Origin of the sequence: Salinarimonas sp. (assembly GCF_040111675.1) — a bacterium.
Lineage (GTDB): Bacteria > Pseudomonadota > Alphaproteobacteria > Rhizobiales > Beijerinckiaceae > Salinarimonas.
Window position 1 is genome coordinate 3,271,410 of the sequence record NZ_CP157794.1, and the last position, 18,487, is coordinate 3,289,896.

Sequence of the window (18,487 nt, forward strand, 5' to 3'; positions counted from 1 at the left end):
GTGCTCAGCGCTGCTTGCGCGTGAGCACCGGCAGGCCGAGGAAGGAGGACAGGGGCGTCGGGTTGGAGGACAGGATCGGCATGCCGAAGCTGGACGTCCAGGGCCGCTTCTCGGACACGAGAACCGGCATCCCGACGGCCGACGACAGCGGCGCGGGTTTGTTCGAGAGGATCGGCATGCCGAAGCTCGTCGTCTTGGCCCGCTCGCGCTCGTCCGAGACGAGGACCGGCGCGCCGACGGTCGAGGACAGCGGCGCGGCCTTGCCCGACAGGATCGGCAGGCCGAGGAAGTCGGAGAAGGACCACTTGCTCATCAGCTCGGTGTGCGAGCGCGAGCGCGTGAGCACCGGGATGCCGAAGGCGGTGGAGAAGGGCGCGGGATTGCGCGGCGGCGGGGACGCGGGCGGGGCCTCGTAGCCCTCAGCGGACCGCATCGTCACCTCCGCGGCGCCGCCCTCGCCGAACGGGGCCCTGACGACCGCCAAGGTCGCGCCCTCGGCGAGCAGCTCGCCGTAGACCCGCACCATGCTGCCGGGCAGGTAGCCCTCGGCGGCGGCCGCGCGGGCGGCGTCGCTCTCGCCGTCGGAGCGAATCACCCGGCGCTCGGTGAACCCTTCCCGCGCCAGCGCCGCATCCGCCGCGCTCGCGGCCTCCTCGGTGCGGAAGACGCCGATGACCAATGTCGAGCCGGAATCCATGTGCGCTCTCCTTCGTGCGCTCGATGCGCTCCCGGCTCGGAGCGCCGGCGAACGCGCGATCGCAGCGCCGCGGGCTGGCCCGGCGCATGCGAAAAATCCAGACACGATGCTGGCGGCCGTCGGCGACCGCGGAGGCCGGGGCTGAGCCCGGCCCCCGGAACGGCGGCCGCGGGGGAACCGGCCCGCCGCGTCAGCCGCCCTGGAAGTAGGCGGGGAACCAGGTGGTGTTGTTGAGGATGGCGAAGTGAACGACGAACGCGATCACGGCCACCGCCCCGAGGAAGAGCGGCAGCCCGACCGTCGGGCTCACCACGCACCAGATACGTCCTTGATTCATGATTGCCTCCTCAGCCGCCCCAGGGCGTGAACACGTAGGCGAGGATGTGGGCGATCAGCGAGATCACGAAGAACACCCGCGCGCCGTCGATGACGTGCTTGTGGAGCTCCTCGGATTCCCGAATGGTCAGCCCGGTGGGCCAGATGCGGTCCGGATCGTCGAGATCCAGGGTCTGCTTGTCGCTTTGCATGCGCGCACTCCTTCCGGAATCGCCCGCCCGGCACGACCCGGGACAGGCTGTCGCACCTTACTGTCACGGTTCCAGAGGTGTCAAATAAATCTTACATACGTAAGTGTCAATCCGAACTGACATTTTCCCGCTCTTGCGGAGCGCGCCGGCCGCATCGCTCCCCCGCGCTGTGGAGAACGGGGATTGCGCGGGCCGCGCCGTCGGCCCGGACGCCCGCCGTTCCCAGGCCGCATTCGCTGCTCTAGGGTGCCGGGGACACGGAAAACGATTCGGGAACACACAGGCCATGGCCCAGGGCACGGCGCTCGTCGCGCGCCTCGAGGAGACGGACCGCGAGTATCGCCTCGCGCCGAGCAACGTCGAGGCCGAGCAGGCGCTCATCGGCGCGATCCTCGTCAACAACGAGGCCTATTACCGCGTCTCCGACTTCCTCGCGCCGGAGCACTTCCACGAGGACCTGCACCGGCGCATCTACGAGGTCACGGCGAGCCTCATCAAGGCGGGCAAGGTCGCCACCCCGATCACGCTCAAGACCTATCTCGGCGACGCCGATCTCGGCGGGCTCACCGTCTCGCAATATCTCGCCCGCCTCGCGGCGGAAGCGACGACGATCATCAACGCGCTCGATTACGGGCGCACGATCTACGATCTCGCCACCCGCCGCCAGCTGATCACGATCGGCGAGGACATGGTCAACGCGGCCTTCGACGCGCCGGTGGAGGCGACCCCGCGCGAGCAGATCGAGGAGGCCGAGCGCAAGCTCTTCGCGCTCGCCGAGACGGGGCGCACCGACGGCGGCTTCCAGCGCTTCACCGACGCGCTCACCGCGGCCATCGACATGGCGGCGAAGGCCTACCAGCGCGAGGGAAAGCTGTCCGGCATCTCGACGGGCCTCGTCGACCTCGACCGGATGATGGGCGGGCTCCAGCCCTCCGACCTCGTGATCCTCGCGGGGCGCCCGGCCATGGGCAAGACCTCGCTCGTGACCAATATCGGCTTCAACATCGCCAAGGCCTACCGGGGCGAGAAACGGCCCGACGGCACGATCGAGACCGTGAACGGCGGCATCGTCGGCTTCTTCTCGCTGGAAATGTCCGCCGAGCAGCTCGCCACCCGCATCATCGCCGAGCAGTCCGGCGTGCCGTCCTACAAGATCCGCCGCGGCGACATTCGCGAGGACGAGTTCTACAGGATCACCGACGCCGCCCGCGAGATGCAGGCGATGCCCTTCTACATCGACCAGACCGGCGGCATCTCCATCGCGCAGCTCACCGCCCGGGCGCGCCGGCTCAAGCGGCAGAGGGGCCTCGACATCCTCATCGTCGACTATCTCCAGCTTCTCTCCGGCTCCGGCAAGAAGGGCGAGAACCGCGTGCAGGAGCTCACCGAGATCACGACGGGGCTCAAGGCGCTGGCGAAGGAGCTCGCGGTGCCGATCGTGGCGCTCTCCCAGCTCTCGCGCCAGGTCGAGGCGCGCGACGACAAGCGCCCGCAGCTCTCGGACCTGCGCGAATCCGGCTCGATCGAGCAGGACGCCGACGTGGTGATGTTCGTTTATCGCGACGAGTATTATCTGAAGATGAAGGAGCCGAAGCCGGGCACGGAGGAGCACTTCAAGTGGCAGGCCGAGATGGACGCGGCGCACGGCAAGGCCGAGGTGATCATCGGCAAGCAGCGTCACGGCCCGACCGGGACGGTGCAGCTGTCCTTCCAGGCCGACATCACCCGCTTCGGCAACCTCGCCGACGAGGACAAGCTGCCCGAGCGGATGGGCGATTGAGGACACGATGCAGTTTTCGCACGAGCCCGGCGCCGACGCCGCGACGCTGACCGTCGACCTCGACGCGCTCGGGGCGAACTGGCGGCGGCTGCGCGACGCCTCGCGCGACGCCGCCTGCGCCGCCGTCGTGAAGGCGGACGCCTACGGCACGGGCCTCGAGCGCGCCGTTCCGGCCCTGATGAAGGCGGGCTGCCGCACCTTCTTCGTGGCGCAGGTCTCGGAGGGTCGGCGCCTGCGCCACATCGCGCCCGGCGTCGAAATCTTCGTGCTCGACGGACTCGCGCCGGGCGGCGCGGGGGAGCTGATCGCGGCGAACCTGCGGCCGGTGCTGAGCTCGGCCGCGGAGGTGCGCGAATGGGTCGAGGCCTGCGGCGGGACGGCGCTTCCCGCGGCGTTGCACGTCGACACCGGCATGAACCGGCTGGGCCTCCCCGTCGACGAGGCGCTGCGGCTGAAGTCCGAGGGCGCCTTCGACGGGCTCGGGGACGCGCTCTTGATGACGCATCTCGTCAGCGCCGAGGCGCCGGACGCGCCCGTCAACGCCCGCCAGGCGGAGGCCTTCCGGGCGCTGATGCAGGCTTTTTCCGGCTGGCGGACGTCCTTCGCCAACTCCTCCGGCGGCTTTCTCCCGGACGGCCCGCCCTGCGACCTCGCCCGGCCCGGCTACAGCCTCTTCGGCGGCAACCCGACGCCGGGGCGCGACAACCCGATGCGGCCGGTCGTGCGGCTCGAGGCCGTCATCCTCCAGGTCCGCGACGTGCCCGCCGGCGCGGGCGCCGGCTACGGCTCGGCCTGGACGGCGCCCGGCCCGCGCCGGCTCGCGACGATCGCGCTGGGCTACGCCGACGGCTATCCGCGCGCCGCCGGCGGGACGGACGCGACGATCGCCGCCGGCGCGTCCTCGGGCGTCGCCCTGGTGGGCGGCGTGCGCTGCCCCTTCGCCGGGGTGCTGTCGATGGACCTCACCATCCTCGACGTGACCGACGCGCCGGCGGCGGCGGTCGTGCGCGGCGGGACGGCCGTGATGATCGGCGACGGGCTCGAGATCGACGAGGTGGGCATGCGCGCCGGCACGATCGGCTACGAGATCCTCACCGGGCTCGGGCCGCGCTACCGCCGCGTCCATGTCGGCGACGGGACCGGCGCCGGCGGGGGCGGCTGACATGGCCAAGCGCAACGCCGTCTTCATCTGCCAGAATTGCGGCGCGGTCTACAACCGCTGGAAAGGCAAGTGCGAGGCCTGCGGCGAGTGGAACTCGGTCGTCGAGGAGACGAGCGACGCCGCGCCCATGGCCGGCCCCGCCGCGACGCGGCTCACCCGCAAGGGCCGCGTCTTCGCGCTCGAGGGGCTCGCCGGCGAATCGAAGGAGCCGCCGCGCACCGCGGCGCGGATCGGCGAGCTCGACCGCGTCACCGGGGGCGGCTTCGTCAAGGGCTCGGTCATCCTCATCGGCGGCGATCCCGGCATCGGCAAGTCGACGCTGCTGATGCAGGCCTCGGCCGCTTTGGCCAAGGCCGGCGAGCGCGTCGCCTACATCTCGGGCGAGGAAGCGGTCGGCCAGGTGCGGCTGCGCGCAGAGCGCCTGGGGCTGGCGGATGCGCCCGTCGAGCTCGCCGCGCAGACCAACGTCGAGGACATCGTCGCCACCCTCTCGCAGGGCCGCGTCCCGGCGCTCGCGGTGATCGATTCGATCCAAACGATGTGGACGGAGACGGTCGAATCGGCGCCGGGCACGGTGACGCAGGTGCGCGCCTCGGCCCAGGCCCTGATCCGCTTCGCCAAGACGACGGGCACGGCGGTGATCCTGGTCGGCCACGTCACCAAGGACGGGCAGATCGCGGGCCCGCGGGTGGTCGAGCACATGGTGGACGCCGTCGTCTCCTTCGAGGGCGATTCGGCGCACCATTTCCGCATCCTGCGCGCCAACAAGAACCGATTCGGCCCCACCGACGAGATCGGCGTGTTCGAGATGACGGGCAAGGGGCTGGCGGAGGTCGGCAATCCCTCCGCCCTGTTCCTGGAGGGCCGCGACGTCGCCGCGCCCGGCACCGCCGTCTTCGCCGGCATGGAGGGCACGCGCCCGCTCCTCGTCGAGGTGCAGGCGCTCGTCGCGCCGTCGGCGCTCGGCACGCCGCGGCGCGCCGTGGTGGGCTGGGATCCCGCGCGGCTGTCGATGGTGGTCGCCGTGCTGGAGGCCCATGCCGGCCTCAAGCTCGGCATGCACGACATCTACCTCAACATCGCCGGCGGGCTGAAGATCACCGAGCCCGCGGCGGATCTCGCCGCGGCGGCGGCGCTCGTCTCCTCGCTTTCGGGATCGCCGCTGCCGGCGGACGCGGTCTATTTCGGCGAGATCGGCCTCTCGGGCGCGGTGCGCCCGGTGTCGCAGGCGCCGACGCGCATGAAGGAGGCGGCGAAGCTCGGCTTCTCCTCGGCGGTGACGCCCACCGCCCGCGGCGAGGGCGCCGAGACGTCCGGCCTCGACGCCCGCGAGATCGGCCATATCGGCGATCTCGTCGCGGCGATCGCCGCCCGCGGCGGCCGGGCGCGCGCCCGCGCCGTCGAGCGAGGATGACGTCCGTGAAATCGTCGGCTATACGAACCCCGCAAGACGCGTTCTTCGCCGCCGTGAAAACGCTTCATTTCGCCCTCAGGCCCGCGAGACCATGCCTGTACCCATCCTCGACCTGGTCGTCATCGGCGTCGTCCTGATCTCGGCCCTCCTCGCCATGGTGCGGGGCCTCACGCGCGAGGTCCTCGCCATCGTCGCCTGGGTGACGGCGGCCGCGGCCGCCTGGTTCCTGCACCCGCTCGCCCTGCCGATCGCGCAGGACTACATCGCCAACGGCACGATCGCGCTCGTCGCGGCCATCGCCGCGATCTTCCTGATCACGCTGATCGTGGTCTCGCTGATCACGGTGAAGGTCTCGGACTTCATCCTCGATTCGCGCATCGGGCCGCTGGACCGCTCGCTCGGCTTCGTCTTCGGCGCGGCGCGCGGCTTCCTGATCTGCGTCATCGGCTGGGTGTTCTTCGCCTGGCTGGTGCAGGGCCAGATGCCGCTCTGGGCGGAGGACGCCCGCACCCGCGCGCTGCTCCAGTCCACGGGCGATTCGCTGATCGCGATGATGCCCGAGGATCCCGAGGGCGTGCTCCAGCAGTTCCGCACGCCGCGGGTCGAAGGCGACCCGGGCGAGCCCGCCGCCGCGCCCGACCGCAGCTGAGGCGGCCTGTTGCTCACGCACCCGCGCCCCCATCTCAGGTGCGCGGGCGCGACGCGTTTTCGTACCGGTCGCGCCATCGAGGATCAGCCATGACCGCCGACGCCCACCACCTGCCCCAAGACGACTCGGACGACGATTTCGACTGCGACGGCGACACGCTGCGCGAGGAATGCGGCGTCTTCGGCATCTTCGGCCATCCCGACGCCGCGGCGATCACGGCGCTGGGCCTGCACGCCCTGCAGCATCGCGGGCAGGAGGCGGCGGGCATCGTCACCTTCGACGGGGCGCGCTTCCACGCCGAGCGCAAGCTCGGGCTCGTGGGCGATTCGTTCTCCAGCCGCGACGTCATCGACCGGCTGGTGGGCCGCAACGCCATCGGCCACGTGCGCTATTCCACCACCGGCGAGACGGTGATGCGCAACGTCCAGCCGCTCTTCGCCGAGCTCGACGCCGGCGGCTTCGCCGTGGCGCACAACGGCAACCTGACGAACGGGCTGACCCTGCGCCGCGAGCTGATCCGCGAGGGCGCCATCTGCCAGTCGACCACCGACACCGAGGTGATCCTCCACCTCCTCGCCCGCTCGCGGAAACCCCGGCTGATCGAGCGCTTTCTCGACGCCCTGCGCGTCCTGGAAGGCGCCTACGCGCTGGTCTGCCTGTCCAACAAGAAGCTCATCGGCGCGCGCGATCCGCACGGCATCCGCCCGCTGGTGATCGGCGAGCTCGACGGGCGCTACATCCTCGCCTCCGAGACCTGCGCGCTCGACATCATCGGCGCGCGCTTCGTGCGCGACGTGGAGAACGGCGAGGTGGTCGTCATCACCGAGCAGGGGATCGAGAGCCTGCGTCCGTTCCCGGCCGTGCCAGAGCGCCCCTGCGTGTTCGAGTACATCTATTTCGCGAGGCCGGATTCCATCGTGAACGGCAAGAGCGTCTACGAGGTGCGCAAGAATTTCGGCGCGGAGCTCGCGACGGAGGCGCCCGCCGACGTCGACGTGATCGTGCCCGTCCCCGATTCCGGCGTGCCGGCGGCGATCGGCTACGCCCAGGCCTCGGGCGTGCCCTTCGAGATGGGCATCATCCGCAACCACTACGTCGGCCGCACCTTCATCCAGCCGACGCAGTCGGTGCGCGAGCTCGGCGTGCGCATGAAGCATTCCGCCAATCGCGGCGTCATCGCCGGCAAGCGCATCGTGCTCGTCGACGATTCGCTGGTGCGCGGCACGACGTCCGTGAAGATCGTGCGGATGATGCGCGAGGCGGGGGCCCGGGAGGTGCATTTCCGCATCGCGAGCCCGCCGATCACGCACCCGGACTTCTACGGCATCGACACGCCCGAGCGCGACAAGCTGCTCGCCGCGACGCACGACCTCGAGGCGATGCGCGCCTATATCGGCGCCGACAGCCTCGCCTTCCTGTCGGTTGACGGGCTCTACCGGGCGCTCGGCTTCGAGCGGCGCAACCCGGAGCGCCCGCAATGCACCGACCATTGCTTCACCGGCGAGTACCCGACGGGCCTGACCGATCTCGGCATCGAGACGCCCAAGCGCCTGTCGATCCTCGCCGAAGCCGACTGACCTGATCCGGGGGGAACACGCGTATGGACAAGCCGCTCGAAGGCCGCATCGCCGTCGTCACGGGGGCCTCGCGCGGCATCGGCCGCGCGGCGGCGCTGGAATTCGCCCGCGCCGGCGCGCATGTCGTCGCCATCGCCCGCACCCAGGGCGCGCTGGAGGAGCTCGACGACGAGATCCGCCAGGCCGGCTCCACCGCCACGCTGGTCCCCCTCGACCTGAAGGACCTCGACGCCCTCGATCGGCTGGGCGCCGCACTCTACGAGCGCCACGGGCGCGTCGACGTGCTGCTCGGCAATGCCGGGCTCCTCGGCCAGCTCGCGCCGATCAACCAGGTCGACCAGGGCACCTGGGACGCGGTGATGACCGTGAACCTCACCGCCAACTGGCGGCTGATCCGCTCCCTCGATCCGCTGCTGCGGGCCTCCGACGCCGGCCGGGCGATCTTCCTGACCTCCGGCGCCGCCCACAAGGCGAAGGCCTATTGGGGGCCCTACTCGGTCTCCAAGGCCGGCCTCGAGGTGCTCGCCCGCACCTGGGCGGACGAGATCCGCAACATCACCAAGGTCAAGGTGATGCTGGTCAATCCGGGCCCGCTGCGCACCCGCATGCGCGCCTCCGCCATGCCCGGCGAGGACCCGCTGACCCTGAAGACCCCCGAGGACCTCGCCCCGAAGATCCTCGAGCTCGCCCTCCCCTCCTGGCAGGAGACGGGCAAGGTCTACGACTTCCCGAGCGACCGGGTGCTGGAGACCAAGGGGCTGGGGTGAGGCGGGGCGAAGCCCGCCTCTACACCCCCTTGTCCCGGCAATACCCGAAGATCTCCAGCCGCGCCCGGTCCCGCGGGTCGCAGTCGCTCGCCAGGAACTGCTCCCATTCCCGCTCGGTCCCGTAGAAGGCGTTGCGGTCGACCTCGCCGCGGACGCCGGGGACGGTGCCGGTCTGGGTCCATTGCCAGATGGTCCAGCGGCGGTTGCGGTAGCGCTCGTGCGGCTCGGCGGCCACCGAGCGCAGCCAGAAGGTGGCGTCGAACCGCTCGCCCTCGAGCACGTCGCGGTGGAAGTTGATGTCGGTGTAGATGATCGGCAGCCGGCCGTAATGCTGGTGGAGCATGGCGAGAATGATGCGCGTCTTGTCGAGCGCCTCCTCTCGCGGCACGCGCCGCGTGCACGAGCGGGAATGGTTGTTCCACTCCATGTCGAGCACGGGCGGCAGCATGTCCGGCTCGTTCGGCACGTTGTCGATGAACCATTGCGCCTGCTCGTGCGCCGGGCGGCACCAGTAGACGAAGTGGTAGGCGCCGCGCGGAATGCCGGCGCGGCGCGCGCCCTCCCAGTTCTCGCGGAACTTCGGGTCGATGTGGTCGCCGCCCTCGGTCGCCTTGATGAAGGCGAACTTCGTTCCGGCGCGGCGCACGCGATGCCAGTCGACGTCGCCCTGCCAGCGCGAGACGTCGATGCCGTGCACGGGCAGCGAATGGACGCGCCGCACCCCCGGATGCGGGTCGTTGTCGCCCTTCGCGGGGTAGTAGTCCGGCGCGAGCGAGCAGCCCGCGAGCAGGAGCGCCGCGGCGGCGAGCGTGACGAGACGGGCGAGAGCGCGGGCGGGCGCGACGGGCATGGCCTGATCCGGATGAGGACGCACGCGCCGAGGAATCGCCCCGCGATCCCTACGATCCAGTAAACAGGATAGGGCGACGCTTCCGAAAAGCGAGGCGGCGGCGTGATTTCACGCCGCCGCCTCGCGCCGGATCACGACGGGACGCGCCGGCCTCACCGCCCGAGATCGCTCTCCGCCTTCGCCACCTCGCGCTTCACCCGCAGGAAGGTGTCGGGCGTCACCGAGATCGTGTCGATGCCCTCCTCCACCAGGAAGCGCGCGAAGTCCGGGTGATCGCTCGGCGCCTGGCCGCAGATGCCGGTGTGGGTGCCCGACTTCTTCGCGGCGGCGAGGAGATCGCTGATGAAGCTCTTCACCGCCTCGTGGCGCTCGTCGAAGAGCTTCGAGAGCCGGTCCGAATCGCGGTCGACGCCGAGCACGAGCTGGGTGAGGTCGTTCGAGCCGATGGAGAAGCCGTCGAAGCGCTCGGCGAAGCGGTGGGCGAGGCGCACGTTCGAGGGCAGCTCGGCCATGACGTAGACCTCGAGCCCGTTCTCGCCGCGCTTCAGGCCGTTCTTCTCCATCTCCTCCAGCACCCGGTCCGCCTCCTCGGGCGTGCGGCAGAACGGGATCATCATGACGATGTTCGACATGCCGATCTCGTCGCGGGCCCGCTTCACCGCCCGGCATTCCAGCGCGAAGCCCTCGCGGTAGTCCGGGTGGTAGTAGCGGCTCGCCCCGCGCCAGCCGATCATCGGGTTCTCCTCCTTGGGCTCGAATCCGTGCCCGCCCAGCAGCTCGGCGTATTCGTTGGTCTTGAAGTCGCTCATGCGCAGCACGACCGGATTGGGGTAGTGCGCCGCCGCGATGCGGGCGACGCCGCGCGCCAGCGTGTCGACGAAGAACTCCTCGCGGGAGGCATAGCCGCGGGTGAGGTCGTCGATTTCCTTGCGGACGGCCTTGTCCTCCAGCTGGTCGTAGCGCACGAGCGCCATCGGATGGACCTTGATGTGGTTCGAGACGATGAACTCCATGCGCGCGAGCCCCACGCCGTCGGCCGGCAGGCGCCACCAGCGGAAGGCGGCGGAGGGGTTGGCGAGGTTGATCATCACCTTGGTCTTGGTGTCCGGGATCTCGGAGAGGTCGGTCTCCTCCACCGAGAACTCGGCGATGCCGGCATAGACGCGGCCCTCGTCTCCCTCCGCGCAGGAGACCGTGATCTCAGTCCCGTTCTCCAGCACCTCGGTGCCGATCTCGGTGCCGACGATGGCGGGGAGGCCGAGCTCGCGCGAGACGATGGCCGCGTGGCTGGTGCGCCCGCCGTGATCGGTGACGATGGCGGCGGCCTTCTTCATGATCGGCACCCAGTCGGGGTCGGTCATGGTGGTGACGAGCACGGCGCCGGGCTCGAACTTCTCGATGTCCTCGGGCGTGTCGAGCTTGCAGACCTTGCCCGCGCCGATGGCGTCGCCCACCGCGAGACCCTTGACCAGGAGCTCGCCCTTGCTCTCGAGCGCGTAGGACTTGAGCTGCCCCGCCTCGCGGCGCGACTGAACGGTCTCGGGCCGCGCCTGGACGATGAAGAGCTCGCCCGTCTCGCCGTCCTTGGCCCATTCCATGTCCATGGGCTGGCCGTAATGCTTCTCGATCGTCGCCGCCCAGCGGCCGAGCTGCATCACCTCCTCGTCGTTCAGCGTGAAGCGCCGGCGCTCGTCCTCGGACGTGTCGATCGTGCGCGTCGGGGACTTCGAGCCGGGCGCGGAGAACACCATCTTGCGGCCCTTGGCGCCGCGCGCCTTCTCGACGATGGGCGTGACGCCCTGCTTGTCGAGCAGCGGCTTGAAGACCTGGAACTCGTCGGGCTCGACGATGCCCTGCACCACGGTCTCGCCGAGCCCCCAGGCGCCGGTGATGAGCACGGAGCGGTCGAAGCCGGTCTCGGTGTCGATGGAGAACATCACGCCCGAGGAGGCGATGTCGGAGCGCACCATGCGCTGGACGCCCACCGACAGCGCGACCTTCAGGTGATCGAAGCCGTGATTCTCGCGATAGCTGATGGCGCGGTCGGTGAAGAGCGAGGCGTAGCAGCGCCGGCAGGCGTCGAGGAGCGCGTTGTTGCCCTCGATATTGAGGAAGGTCTCGAGCTGGCCGGCGAAGCTCGCCTCCGGCAGGTCCTCGGCGGTGGCGGAGGAGCGCACGGCGACCTTCGCCTTCTTGCCGTCGACCGCCATCTCGGCATAGGCGCCGAGGACCGCGTCGCGCAGGTCGTCGGGGAAATGCGCGTCGAGCAGCAGCCCGCGCACGCGCTCGCCCACCGCGTGGAGGTTCGAGAGATCCTCCTTCAGCGAGCCGATGGCGTCGCGGATCGGGGGCCCGAGATCGTTCGCCTCGATGTAGCGCCAATAGGCGGCCGCCGTGGTGGCGAAGCCGCCGGGCACGCGGATGCCCTGGGACGAGAGGTTCCTGATCATCTCGCCCAGCGAGGAATTCTTGCCGCCGACCTTGGCGCCTTCGCCGCGGGTCAGCTCCGAGAGGGGCAGCACCAGCTCGTGTTCGCTCATGGGGGATCTCCTTGGTTATCTCTGCTCGGCTCGCGCGCGCCTCTCGGCGACGCGGTCCTGCTCGGCGGCGCGCGCCGGGCGATCCGGCCGCGCCTCCCGCACGAGCTTGAAGGTGAAGGACTGGCCCGGGCTGATGTCCCGGATGTGCCCGCGATAGGCGATGGTCACCGGCGGCGCGGACATGGTCCGGCTCGCCACCGTGAGCGCCTCCTGCGTGATGGAGACGTCGAGGATCTGGCGGCGATAGCGCACGGTCGTCTCGAGCCGCGTCACCTCCTCGGGCAGGCGCGGGTTGAAGACGAGGGCGCCGCCCTGCATGGCGATGCCCGTGTAGCAGCGCTGGACGAGGTCCACCGTGCCGGCCATGGCGCCGAGATGGATGCCCTCCTGCGTGGTGCCGCCCTGGACGTCGCCGATGTCGGAATCGAGCGCCTTGAGCGCGAGCTGCCAGGACGCCTTGCGGTCCGAGCGGGCGAGCACCCAGGCGTGCGTGATGAAGGACAAGGTCGAGCCGTGGGAGACGCGCTCGACATAGTACTTGATGTTGTCGAAGATTTGCTGCGAGGAGAAGGCGTAGCCCAGCCGGTCGAAGATCTCGCGGATGTCCTCGCGGCTGAACAGGTAGAAGATCATCAGCACGTCGGCCTGCTTGGAGACCTTGTAGGCGTTCGGGTCCTCGCCCTCGCTCTCCAGGATGCGATCGAGCCGCTGCAGGTTCGGATACTTCTCCCGGTAGCGCGGCCAGTCGAACTCCTTCAGGTCCCCGTAGCCGTCGAACTGCGAGATGATGCCGCCGTCGTGGAAGGGGATGGCGATGTTGCGCGAGATCGCGTCCCAGCGCGCCAGCTCCTCCGCGGAGAGCGACAGCCGCTCGCACAGCCGCCGGCGATAGTCGTCGGGCAGGAGGTCGAGGATGTCGATGGCGCGGGTGAGGAGCCAGGCCACCATGAAGTTGGTGTAGGCGTTGTCGTCGAGCCCGCCCTCGGTGGTCGCGTCCCGGCCGGGATAGCCGTCGTGGAACTCGTCCGGGCCCATCACGCCGCGGATCGAGAAGCGGCCGTCGTCGCGCCGCTCGGCGAGGCTCGACCAGAAACGCGCGATCTCGAAGAACAGCTCCGCGCCGTAGTCGCGCAGGAACTCGCGATCGTCGGTCGCCTCGAGATATTGCCAGATGTTGTAGCAGATCGCCGCGCCGATATGGCGCTGGCGGTACGAATTGTCCGGCAGCCAGCGGCCGGAGAGCGGGTTGAGGTGGACGGTCTGCGTCTCCTCGCGCCCGTTCGAGCCGCTCATCCACGGGAACATCGCCCCCGCGTGGCCCGCCTCGCGCGCCGCGCGGCGCGCCTCGCCGAGCCGGCGGTGGCGGTAGCGCAGGAGCGCGCGGGTCAGGACCGGCATGCGCAGGGTGAGATAGGGGAAGATGAACAGCTCGTCCCACATGATGTGGCCGCGATAGGCCTCGCCGTGCCAGCCCCGCGGCGGCACGCCGACGTCGCGATCGACGGAATGGGGCGAGGCCGTCTGCAGCAGGTGGAAGACGTGCAGCCGCAGCTTCAGCTGCGCACCGCCGTTCTCGGCGCTGTCCAGCCGGATATCGCACTGCTCCCACAGATGCGCCCAGGCGGTGACGTGGTCGGCGCGCGCCGCCTCGAAGGAGGCCACGTCGGCGACGCGCCGCTTCGCCTCGGCGAGCGGCTCGGCCACGGCGTGGTCCTGCGAATTGAAATAGGCCGCGATCTTCTCGATCCGCACGGGGCGGCCGGCCTCGACCTCGATCTCCAGCTCCTGCCAGGCCGAATCGGCCAGCGCCTCCTTGCGCTCGGCGGCGATGCGCCCGCCGCTCGGGTCGACGTGGAGGCGCTGGGCGAGCGCGATCTCGCGCCTGGCCTGGACGAAGCGCGAGCGCAGGGCGACGACGCCGTCGTCGCCGCAATCGGTCTCGAGCGTCTCCAGATGGCGGCCCTCCAGCGCCCGGTAGCGCTTGACGCCCCAATTGGTGACGCCGCCGTCGAGCCCCGCGCGCACGCCGAGCCGGCCGGACCAGTTCTCCGGCGTGACGGTCACCGACAGCGCGCACAGGTGCGGGTCGTGCATCGAGACGAACCGCGTCTCCTCCCAGCGCGTCACCCGCCCCGCGCCGTCGCGGATGCGAAAGGCGCGCGCGAGCACGCCCTCGCGGACGTGGAGCTCCTGGTGGTAGTCGAGCCGTTCGTAGCGGCCGGCGCGCAGCCAGGGCCCGTCCTCGACGCGCAGGACGAGGGGCAGCCAGTTCGGCAGGTTGACGAGATCCTCGTTCTCGATGGCGCGGTCGCCCACCCGGGAGGTCAGCCGGTCGTAGCCGCCGGCGAGATAGGTCCCCGGATAATGCGTGTCGTCGGCCTCGGCGTCCGGCGCCGCGGCGCGCGAGACGATGGTGCCGTTGCCCAGCGCGCACAGCACCTCGCGCAGGCCTTCCTTGGCGGGCTCGAAGCCCTCGTAGCGTAGCGCCCAGTCTGTCGTCATGCCTCCACCCGCTCTCGGCCCGTCGCGGATCGGGCATGCGCCGGCTCTCCACCACAAGACGACCGAGGCGCGCCGACGTTCCCCGTGTCGGCTCGCCCGCGTCCCGGCGTAGCGCGGCGCGCGTGCCGCTCCCGGTCGTGGACCATGGATCGTTCGTTCCCCGATACGTGCGCCCGGGGCGCGGGCGCACAGGCCCGCCGGGCGCGGCTCAGTTTGGACACGTGCGCCAGAATACCGTTCGAAACGCGCTCGTATCTCCGGCTGGACCCGATGCGGTTTAGTACGGAGGGCCGAAAAGCACCGCATTTCCGCGGCTTGCGCCGTACGACCCGCTGCGGCGTCGCAGCCGGCGCGCGGGGTCAGGAACCCCTTTCGCCCCGGGTCTTTGTTCGGGTCCGGGGGAAAGCGGCGCCCGCCGCGGCGCGCCGGCCCAGACGCCCCGCGCCACCGACCCGGCCCGCAGCGGGGGCGCGGCGTCGCCGTCGAGGCGACACGACACACACACGGAATTGGAGAGCCGACCATGAGCGCCACCGGTCTCGACACGTTCGACAAGACGCTGCAGACGACGCATGTCTGGCTCGACGAGGTCTGCGAGGATCTCGGCCCCGACAAGCAGGTCGCCTGGCACGCGATAGGCTCGGTGCTGCGCGCGCTTCGCGACCGCGTCCCCGTGGAGCTCGCCGCGCATCTCGGCGCGGAGCTGCCGATTCTGGTGCGCGGCGCGTACTACGACCAGTACAAGCCCGAGGCGCAGCCCGAGAAGTTCCGCTCGCGCGCGGAATTCATGGAGCACGTGCAGAGGGGCCTGAGCGACGTGCGCCCGACCGATCCGGAGGACGCGACCCGCGCCGTGTTCAAGACGCTGGCCCGGCACGTGCCGCATGGGCAGCTGGAGAAGGTGCGCCACTCGCTGCCCGAGGAGGTCCGGACGATCTGGCGCCTCGACCAGGCGGCGTGACCCGCGCCGGCCCGCGGCTCTTCCGGGCCGCGGGCGCGTGCGCGCCCTCCGCTCGGGAGACGCAGGCCGCGCGCGGCCTGCGAGACGCGATCGGACGACCCCGTCCGAGCGGCGGGGAACGCCCCCTCCCCTCTCGCGTTCGCTCGCGATCACGTGGAGGATTTCTCATGACCCGCACACCCGTTCTCGGCGTTTTCGCCGCCGCCCTCCCCTACTGCCTCGCCCTGCCCGCCACCGCCCAGGAGGAGGCGCTCGTCGGCGCGCTCGAGCCCGTGAACGGCGCCGAGACCGGCCAGGACCCGACCGGCGACGTCCGCATCACCCGCGAGGGCGGGACCGTGACGATCTCCATGACGATCGATGGCCTCACCCCCGGCATGCATCTCGCCCACATCCACGGATACGCCGAGAGCGATCCGCAGGAGGCCGCCTGCGCCGGCCCCGCGGCGGACGAGAACGGCGACGGCTTCGTCGACCTGATCGAGACGCGCGCCGTCTCCGGCGTGACGCTGGTTCCCCTCACCGACGATCCCGCCAGCCTGACCCTGATGAGCGAGAGCTATCCGACGGCCTCCGACGAGGGGCGAGCCACCTTCGAGACGACGGTGGAGGCGGCGGCGCTCGAAGAGGCGCTGCAGGCGGAGCTCTCCACCCCGCTCGCTCTGGAGCGCCGCGTGATCTACGTCCATGGCGTGCCCGAGGACCTGGCGCTGCCGGACAGCGTCCGATCGCTGGAGGGCGTGGCGGCGCACGTGACCCTGCCGGTCGCCTGCGCGGAGCTGGAGACCGAATGACGCGGCAACGCGTCCGGTTCCTCGCCGGTCGTGGCGAGGCGCTCGATAGACCGCCACGACAGCCGGACGCGATTGGTTTATTCACCATCGAAACTACACAGCAAGAATCGAGCCACCCGACGTCTTGAGCTTACCTTTGCTTCCCGCTCTGGCGATTCGCGCGCCTTGGCATTAGCGTCGTCTCCCGAGCGTGACCGTCGACCGACGGCGCGGCGAGCTCAGCTTCGCGGGGCGGCGGTCATGATCGGAGAGGCCTGCGAACGATCCGACGACGCGGATCTAACGTGCCAGATCTGTATCGTCGGCGCCGGGGCGGCCGGGATCGCGCTCGCGGTCGCGCTCGCCGGCACCAGCATCGACGTGGTCGTTCTCGAGGCCGGGGGGCGCACCTTCGATCGCCGCGCGCAGGATCTCTATCGGGGAGAGGTCGTCGACGAGCGGCTGCACAGCCCGCTGCACACCTACCGCGCCCGGCGCTTCGGCGGCTCGACGACGATCTGGGGGGGACGGTGCGTCCCCTTCGACCCGATCGACTTCGAGCAACGGGACTGGGTGCCGCACAGCGGCTGGCCCATCGCACGCGCCGACCTCGAGCCTTTCTACGCCCGCGCGAACGCCCTGTGCGAAGCCGGCGCCTACGCCTACACGGCGCCGGCAGCGTTCCGGCGCCCGATGCGGGAGATCGTCGACGGCTTCCGCAGCGACGCATTCCAGACGGACACGCTCGAGCGCTTCAGCCCGCCCACCGACTTCGCCCAGCGCTACGGTCCCCTGCTGGAGCGCGCCGCCAACGTTCGGGTCCTGCTCGGAGCGAGCGTGACCGAGGTGGAGGTCGACGCGGCCGACGGCCGGCGGGTGCGGCGGGTGCGATACGCAACCGAAAGTGGACGCGTCTCGGCGGTGCGCGCCGCACACGTCGTGCTCGCGACCGGTGGGCTCGAGGTCACACGCCTCCTGCTCGCCAGCCGCCGGGTGCACCCGAACGGCATCGGCAACGCGCGCGACCTCGTCGGCCGCTTCTACATGTGCCACCTCGCCGGCACGATCGGCGAGGTCGCTCTCGCACCGGGACAGGTCTGGCACGGCTACGATCTCGCCGACGGCGGCGTCTATTGCCGTCGGCGCTTCGCCCTCTCGCCCGATGCCCAGCGCAGGCACCGTGTCGGCAACGTCATCGCCCGCCTCCATCACCCCCGCATCACGGATCCGGCCCACCGAACGGGCGCGCTTTCTCTGCTGTGGCTGGCGCAGGGGCTCGTGCCCTACGAGTACCGCAAGCGGCTCGTCGAGCACACCGCTCCCCGGCCCGCGCTCGGCTTCGCGCATGCGGGAAACGTCGTCCGCGACGCCGCCGGAACGTCCGCGTTCGTCATGAGCTGGCTGCGCCGCCGCACGCTCGCGGCCCGCAAGCTTCCCTCCGTCGTCGTCAGGCCACGCAGCTCCGTCTACTGCATCGACTTCCACGCCGAGCAGACGCCGAACCCGGCGAGCCGGGTCTCCCTGACGACCGGCACGGATCGCCTGGGACTGCCGATGCTGCGCGTCGACTGGCGCTACCTGCCGCAGGACGTGCACACGGTCGCGACGGCGCTTTCGCTGCTCCAGCGCGACTTCGCGGACAGCGGGGCGGGGGTGCTCGCCTACGACCCCGACAGCGTCGAGCACGAGATGACCCGGTACGGCGCTTACGGAGGGCACCATCTCGGAACCACGCGCATGGGCGTCGACCCGAATACCAGCGTGGTCGACCCGACCTGCCGCATCCACGGCATGGACAATCTCTTCGTCGCGAGCGCCGCCGTCTTTCCGACCTCGAGCCAGGCCAACCCGACGCTGACCGTGGTCGCGCTGGCCCTCCGCCTCGCCGACCACCTGGTCGTCCAGGTCGCCCGGGAGTGGGCCGCCCCCGTGCTCGCGTCCACGCCCCCGGGCGAAGCCGCCGCGGCGAGGCCGCTGGCGGCGGCGAGCCACGAGCCGGTCGTGCGCGCGCCCATCCCAGGCGGGTAGGGGAAAGAAACGGCGAGGCGGCTTGCCTGATCCTTAGCGACGCATGAATATTCGAACACGAGCGTGCTGGGATTAGTAACTCTGGGCGACGGTGGGCTGGGGTCGAAATCTCTTCTGCTGTCTTCTGGGAGGCGATCCGTCACGTTGCGGCTCTCGACGATCGGCAGCGGAGTACTTTCAGACAACTCGCCGACTTCTTCGGACGCGCTGCAGATCGGGCGGCGCCGCGCCCGCTCGGCCGCGCGACGGCACCCGTGGGG

15 protein-coding genes are annotated in these 18,487 nt (G+C 70.6%); 9 read left to right on the forward strand and 6 right to left on the reverse strand.

Annotated features, from left to right (window positions below; translation table 11 throughout):
* Window positions 1–4: 4 nt before the first annotated feature.
* The 3 genes from ABL310_RS15200 to ABL310_RS15210 form a co-directional block, all read right to left on the reverse strand.
* Complete coding sequence (locus tag ABL310_RS15200) at window positions 5–697, reverse strand: hypothetical protein (RefSeq protein WP_349367856.1); 693 nt, start codon at window positions 695–697, stop codon at window positions 5–7.
* Window positions 698–887: 190 nt separating this feature from the next.
* Window positions 888–1,034, reverse strand: coding sequence for a light-harvesting protein (locus ABL310_RS15205; RefSeq protein ID WP_349367857.1), 147 nt, complete (start codon window positions 1,032–1,034; stop codon window positions 888–890).
* 10 nt (window positions 1,035–1,044) lie between these two features.
* Entirely contained in the window at window positions 1,045–1,224 is a 180-nt protein-coding gene (locus ABL310_RS15210; RefSeq protein WP_349367858.1) for a light-harvesting protein, read from the reverse strand.
* A 286-nt stretch (window positions 1,225–1,510) separates the two neighbouring features.
* Between ABL310_RS15210 and ABL310_RS15215 the strand changes: the two genes are divergently transcribed.
* From ABL310_RS15215 to ABL310_RS15240, 6 genes are all read left to right on the forward strand, one after another.
* On the forward strand, window positions 1,511–3,004 hold the full coding sequence (locus ABL310_RS15215; RefSeq protein ID WP_349367859.1) for a replicative DNA helicase: 1,494 nt from the start codon (window positions 1,511–1,513) through the stop codon (window positions 3,002–3,004).
* A gap of 7 nt (window positions 3,005–3,011) precedes the next feature.
* The gene (gene alr, locus ABL310_RS15220; RefSeq protein WP_349367860.1) at window positions 3,012–4,166 is read left to right on the forward strand and encodes an alanine racemase; all 1,155 of its coding nucleotides are present in this window, start codon (window positions 3,012–3,014) and stop codon (window positions 4,164–4,166) included.
* A 1-nt stretch (window position 4,167) separates the two neighbouring features.
* Complete coding sequence (gene radA / locus ABL310_RS15225) at window positions 4,168–5,580, forward strand: DNA repair protein RadA (RefSeq protein WP_349367861.1); 1,413 nt, start codon at window positions 4,168–4,170, stop codon at window positions 5,578–5,580.
* A gap of 91 nt (window positions 5,581–5,671) precedes the next feature.
* The gene (locus ABL310_RS15230) at window positions 5,672–6,229 is read left to right on the forward strand and encodes a CvpA family protein (RefSeq protein WP_349367862.1); all 558 of its coding nucleotides are present in this window, start codon (window positions 5,672–5,674) and stop codon (window positions 6,227–6,229) included.
* 89 nt (window positions 6,230–6,318) lie between these two features.
* Window positions 6,319–7,806 carry an amidophosphoribosyltransferase gene (gene purF / locus ABL310_RS15235; RefSeq protein WP_349367863.1) on the forward strand — a complete coding sequence of 496 codons (1,488 nt, stop codon included), beginning with the start codon at window positions 6,319–6,321 and terminating at the stop codon, window positions 7,804–7,806.
* Window positions 7,807–7,829: 23 nt separating this feature from the next.
* A complete protein-coding gene (locus ABL310_RS15240; protein WP_349367864.1) occupies window positions 7,830–8,573 on the forward strand; it encodes an SDR family NAD(P)-dependent oxidoreductase in 744 nt (247 codons plus the stop codon).
* Between the two features lie 19 nt (window positions 8,574–8,592).
* On the opposite strand, the gene ABL310_RS15245 is transcribed toward ABL310_RS15240, so the two are convergent.
* The 3 genes from ABL310_RS15245 to ABL310_RS15255 all read right to left on the reverse strand — a co-directional run bounded on the left by ABL310_RS15245 (window position 8,593) and on the right by ABL310_RS15255 (window position 14,465).
* Window positions 8,593–9,423 (reverse strand): GH25 family lysozyme, encoded by an 831-nt coding sequence (locus tag ABL310_RS15245; protein WP_349367865.1) that lies wholly within the window; start codon window positions 9,421–9,423, stop codon window positions 8,593–8,595.
* A 152-nt stretch (window positions 9,424–9,575) separates the two neighbouring features.
* Window positions 9,576–11,963: a phosphoenolpyruvate synthase gene (gene ppsA, locus ABL310_RS15250; protein WP_349367866.1), complete on the reverse strand. Its 2,388-nt coding sequence runs from the start codon at window positions 11,961–11,963 to the stop codon at window positions 9,576–9,578.
* 15 nt (window positions 11,964–11,978) lie between these two features.
* Entirely contained in the window at window positions 11,979–14,465 is a 2,487-nt protein-coding gene (locus ABL310_RS15255) for a glycosyl hydrolase family 65 protein (protein WP_349367867.1), read from the reverse strand.
* A 523-nt stretch (window positions 14,466–14,988) separates the two neighbouring features.
* On the opposite strand from ABL310_RS15255, the gene ABL310_RS15260 reads away from it, so the two are divergent.
* The 3 genes from ABL310_RS15260 (at window position 14,989) to ABL310_RS15270 (ending at window position 18,227) form a co-directional block, all read left to right on the forward strand.
* A complete protein-coding gene (locus ABL310_RS15260) occupies window positions 14,989–15,426 on the forward strand; it encodes a DUF2267 domain-containing protein (RefSeq protein ID WP_349367868.1) in 438 nt (145 codons plus the stop codon).
* A gap of 167 nt (window positions 15,427–15,593) precedes the next feature.
* Complete coding sequence (locus tag ABL310_RS15265; protein WP_349367869.1) at window positions 15,594–16,220, forward strand: hypothetical protein; 627 nt, start codon at window positions 15,594–15,596, stop codon at window positions 16,218–16,220.
* Between the two features lie 240 nt (window positions 16,221–16,460).
* Complete coding sequence (locus tag ABL310_RS15270) at window positions 16,461–18,227, forward strand: GMC family oxidoreductase (RefSeq protein ID WP_349367870.1); 1,767 nt, start codon at window positions 16,461–16,463, stop codon at window positions 18,225–18,227.
* Window positions 18,228–18,487 lie beyond the last annotated feature (260 nt).

Excerpts from the sequence above, each read along its gene's own strand:
- ABL310_RS15215 (WP_349367859.1), top strand. The coding sequence starts at position 1,511 with ATGGCCCAGGGCACGGCGCTCGTCGCGCGCCTCGAGGAGACGGACCGC.
- ABL310_RS15255 (WP_349367867.1), bottom strand. The coding sequence starts at position 14,465 with ATGACGACAGACTGGGCGCTACGCTACGAGGGCTTCGAGCCCGCCAAG.
- ABL310_RS15265 (WP_349367869.1), top strand. The coding sequence starts at position 15,594 with ATGACCCGCACACCCGTTCTCGGCGTTTTCGCCGCCGCCCTCCCCTAC.
- ABL310_RS15205 (WP_349367857.1), bottom strand. The coding sequence starts at position 1,034 with ATGAATCAAGGACGTATCTGGTGCGTGGTGAGCCCGACGGTCGGGCTG.
- purF (WP_349367863.1), top strand. The coding sequence starts at position 6,319 with ATGACCGCCGACGCCCACCACCTGCCCCAAGACGACTCGGACGACGAT.
- ABL310_RS15210 (WP_349367858.1), bottom strand. The coding sequence starts at position 1,224 with ATGCAAAGCGACAAGCAGACCCTGGATCTCGACGATCCGGACCGCATC.
- ppsA (WP_349367866.1), bottom strand. The coding sequence starts at position 11,963 with ATGAGCGAACACGAGCTGGTGCTGCCCCTCTCGGAGCTGACCCGCGGC.
- ABL310_RS15200 (WP_349367856.1), bottom strand. The coding sequence starts at position 697 with ATGGATTCCGGCTCGACATTGGTCATCGGCGTCTTCCGCACCGAGGAG.
- radA (WP_349367861.1), top strand. The coding sequence starts at position 4,168 with ATGGCCAAGCGCAACGCCGTCTTCATCTGCCAGAATTGCGGCGCGGTC.
- ABL310_RS15240 (WP_349367864.1), top strand. The coding sequence starts at position 7,830 with ATGGACAAGCCGCTCGAAGGCCGCATCGCCGTCGTCACGGGGGCCTCG.
- alr (WP_349367860.1), top strand. The coding sequence starts at position 3,012 with ATGCAGTTTTCGCACGAGCCCGGCGCCGACGCCGCGACGCTGACCGTC.
- ABL310_RS15270 (WP_349367870.1), top strand. The coding sequence starts at position 16,461 with ATGATCGGAGAGGCCTGCGAACGATCCGACGACGCGGATCTAACGTGC.
- ABL310_RS15230 (WP_349367862.1), top strand. The coding sequence starts at position 5,672 with ATGCCTGTACCCATCCTCGACCTGGTCGTCATCGGCGTCGTCCTGATC.
- ABL310_RS15245 (WP_349367865.1), bottom strand. The coding sequence starts at position 9,423 with ATGCCCGTCGCGCCCGCCCGCGCTCTCGCCCGTCTCGTCACGCTCGCC.
- ABL310_RS15260 (WP_349367868.1), top strand. The coding sequence starts at position 14,989 with ATGAGCGCCACCGGTCTCGACACGTTCGACAAGACGCTGCAGACGACG.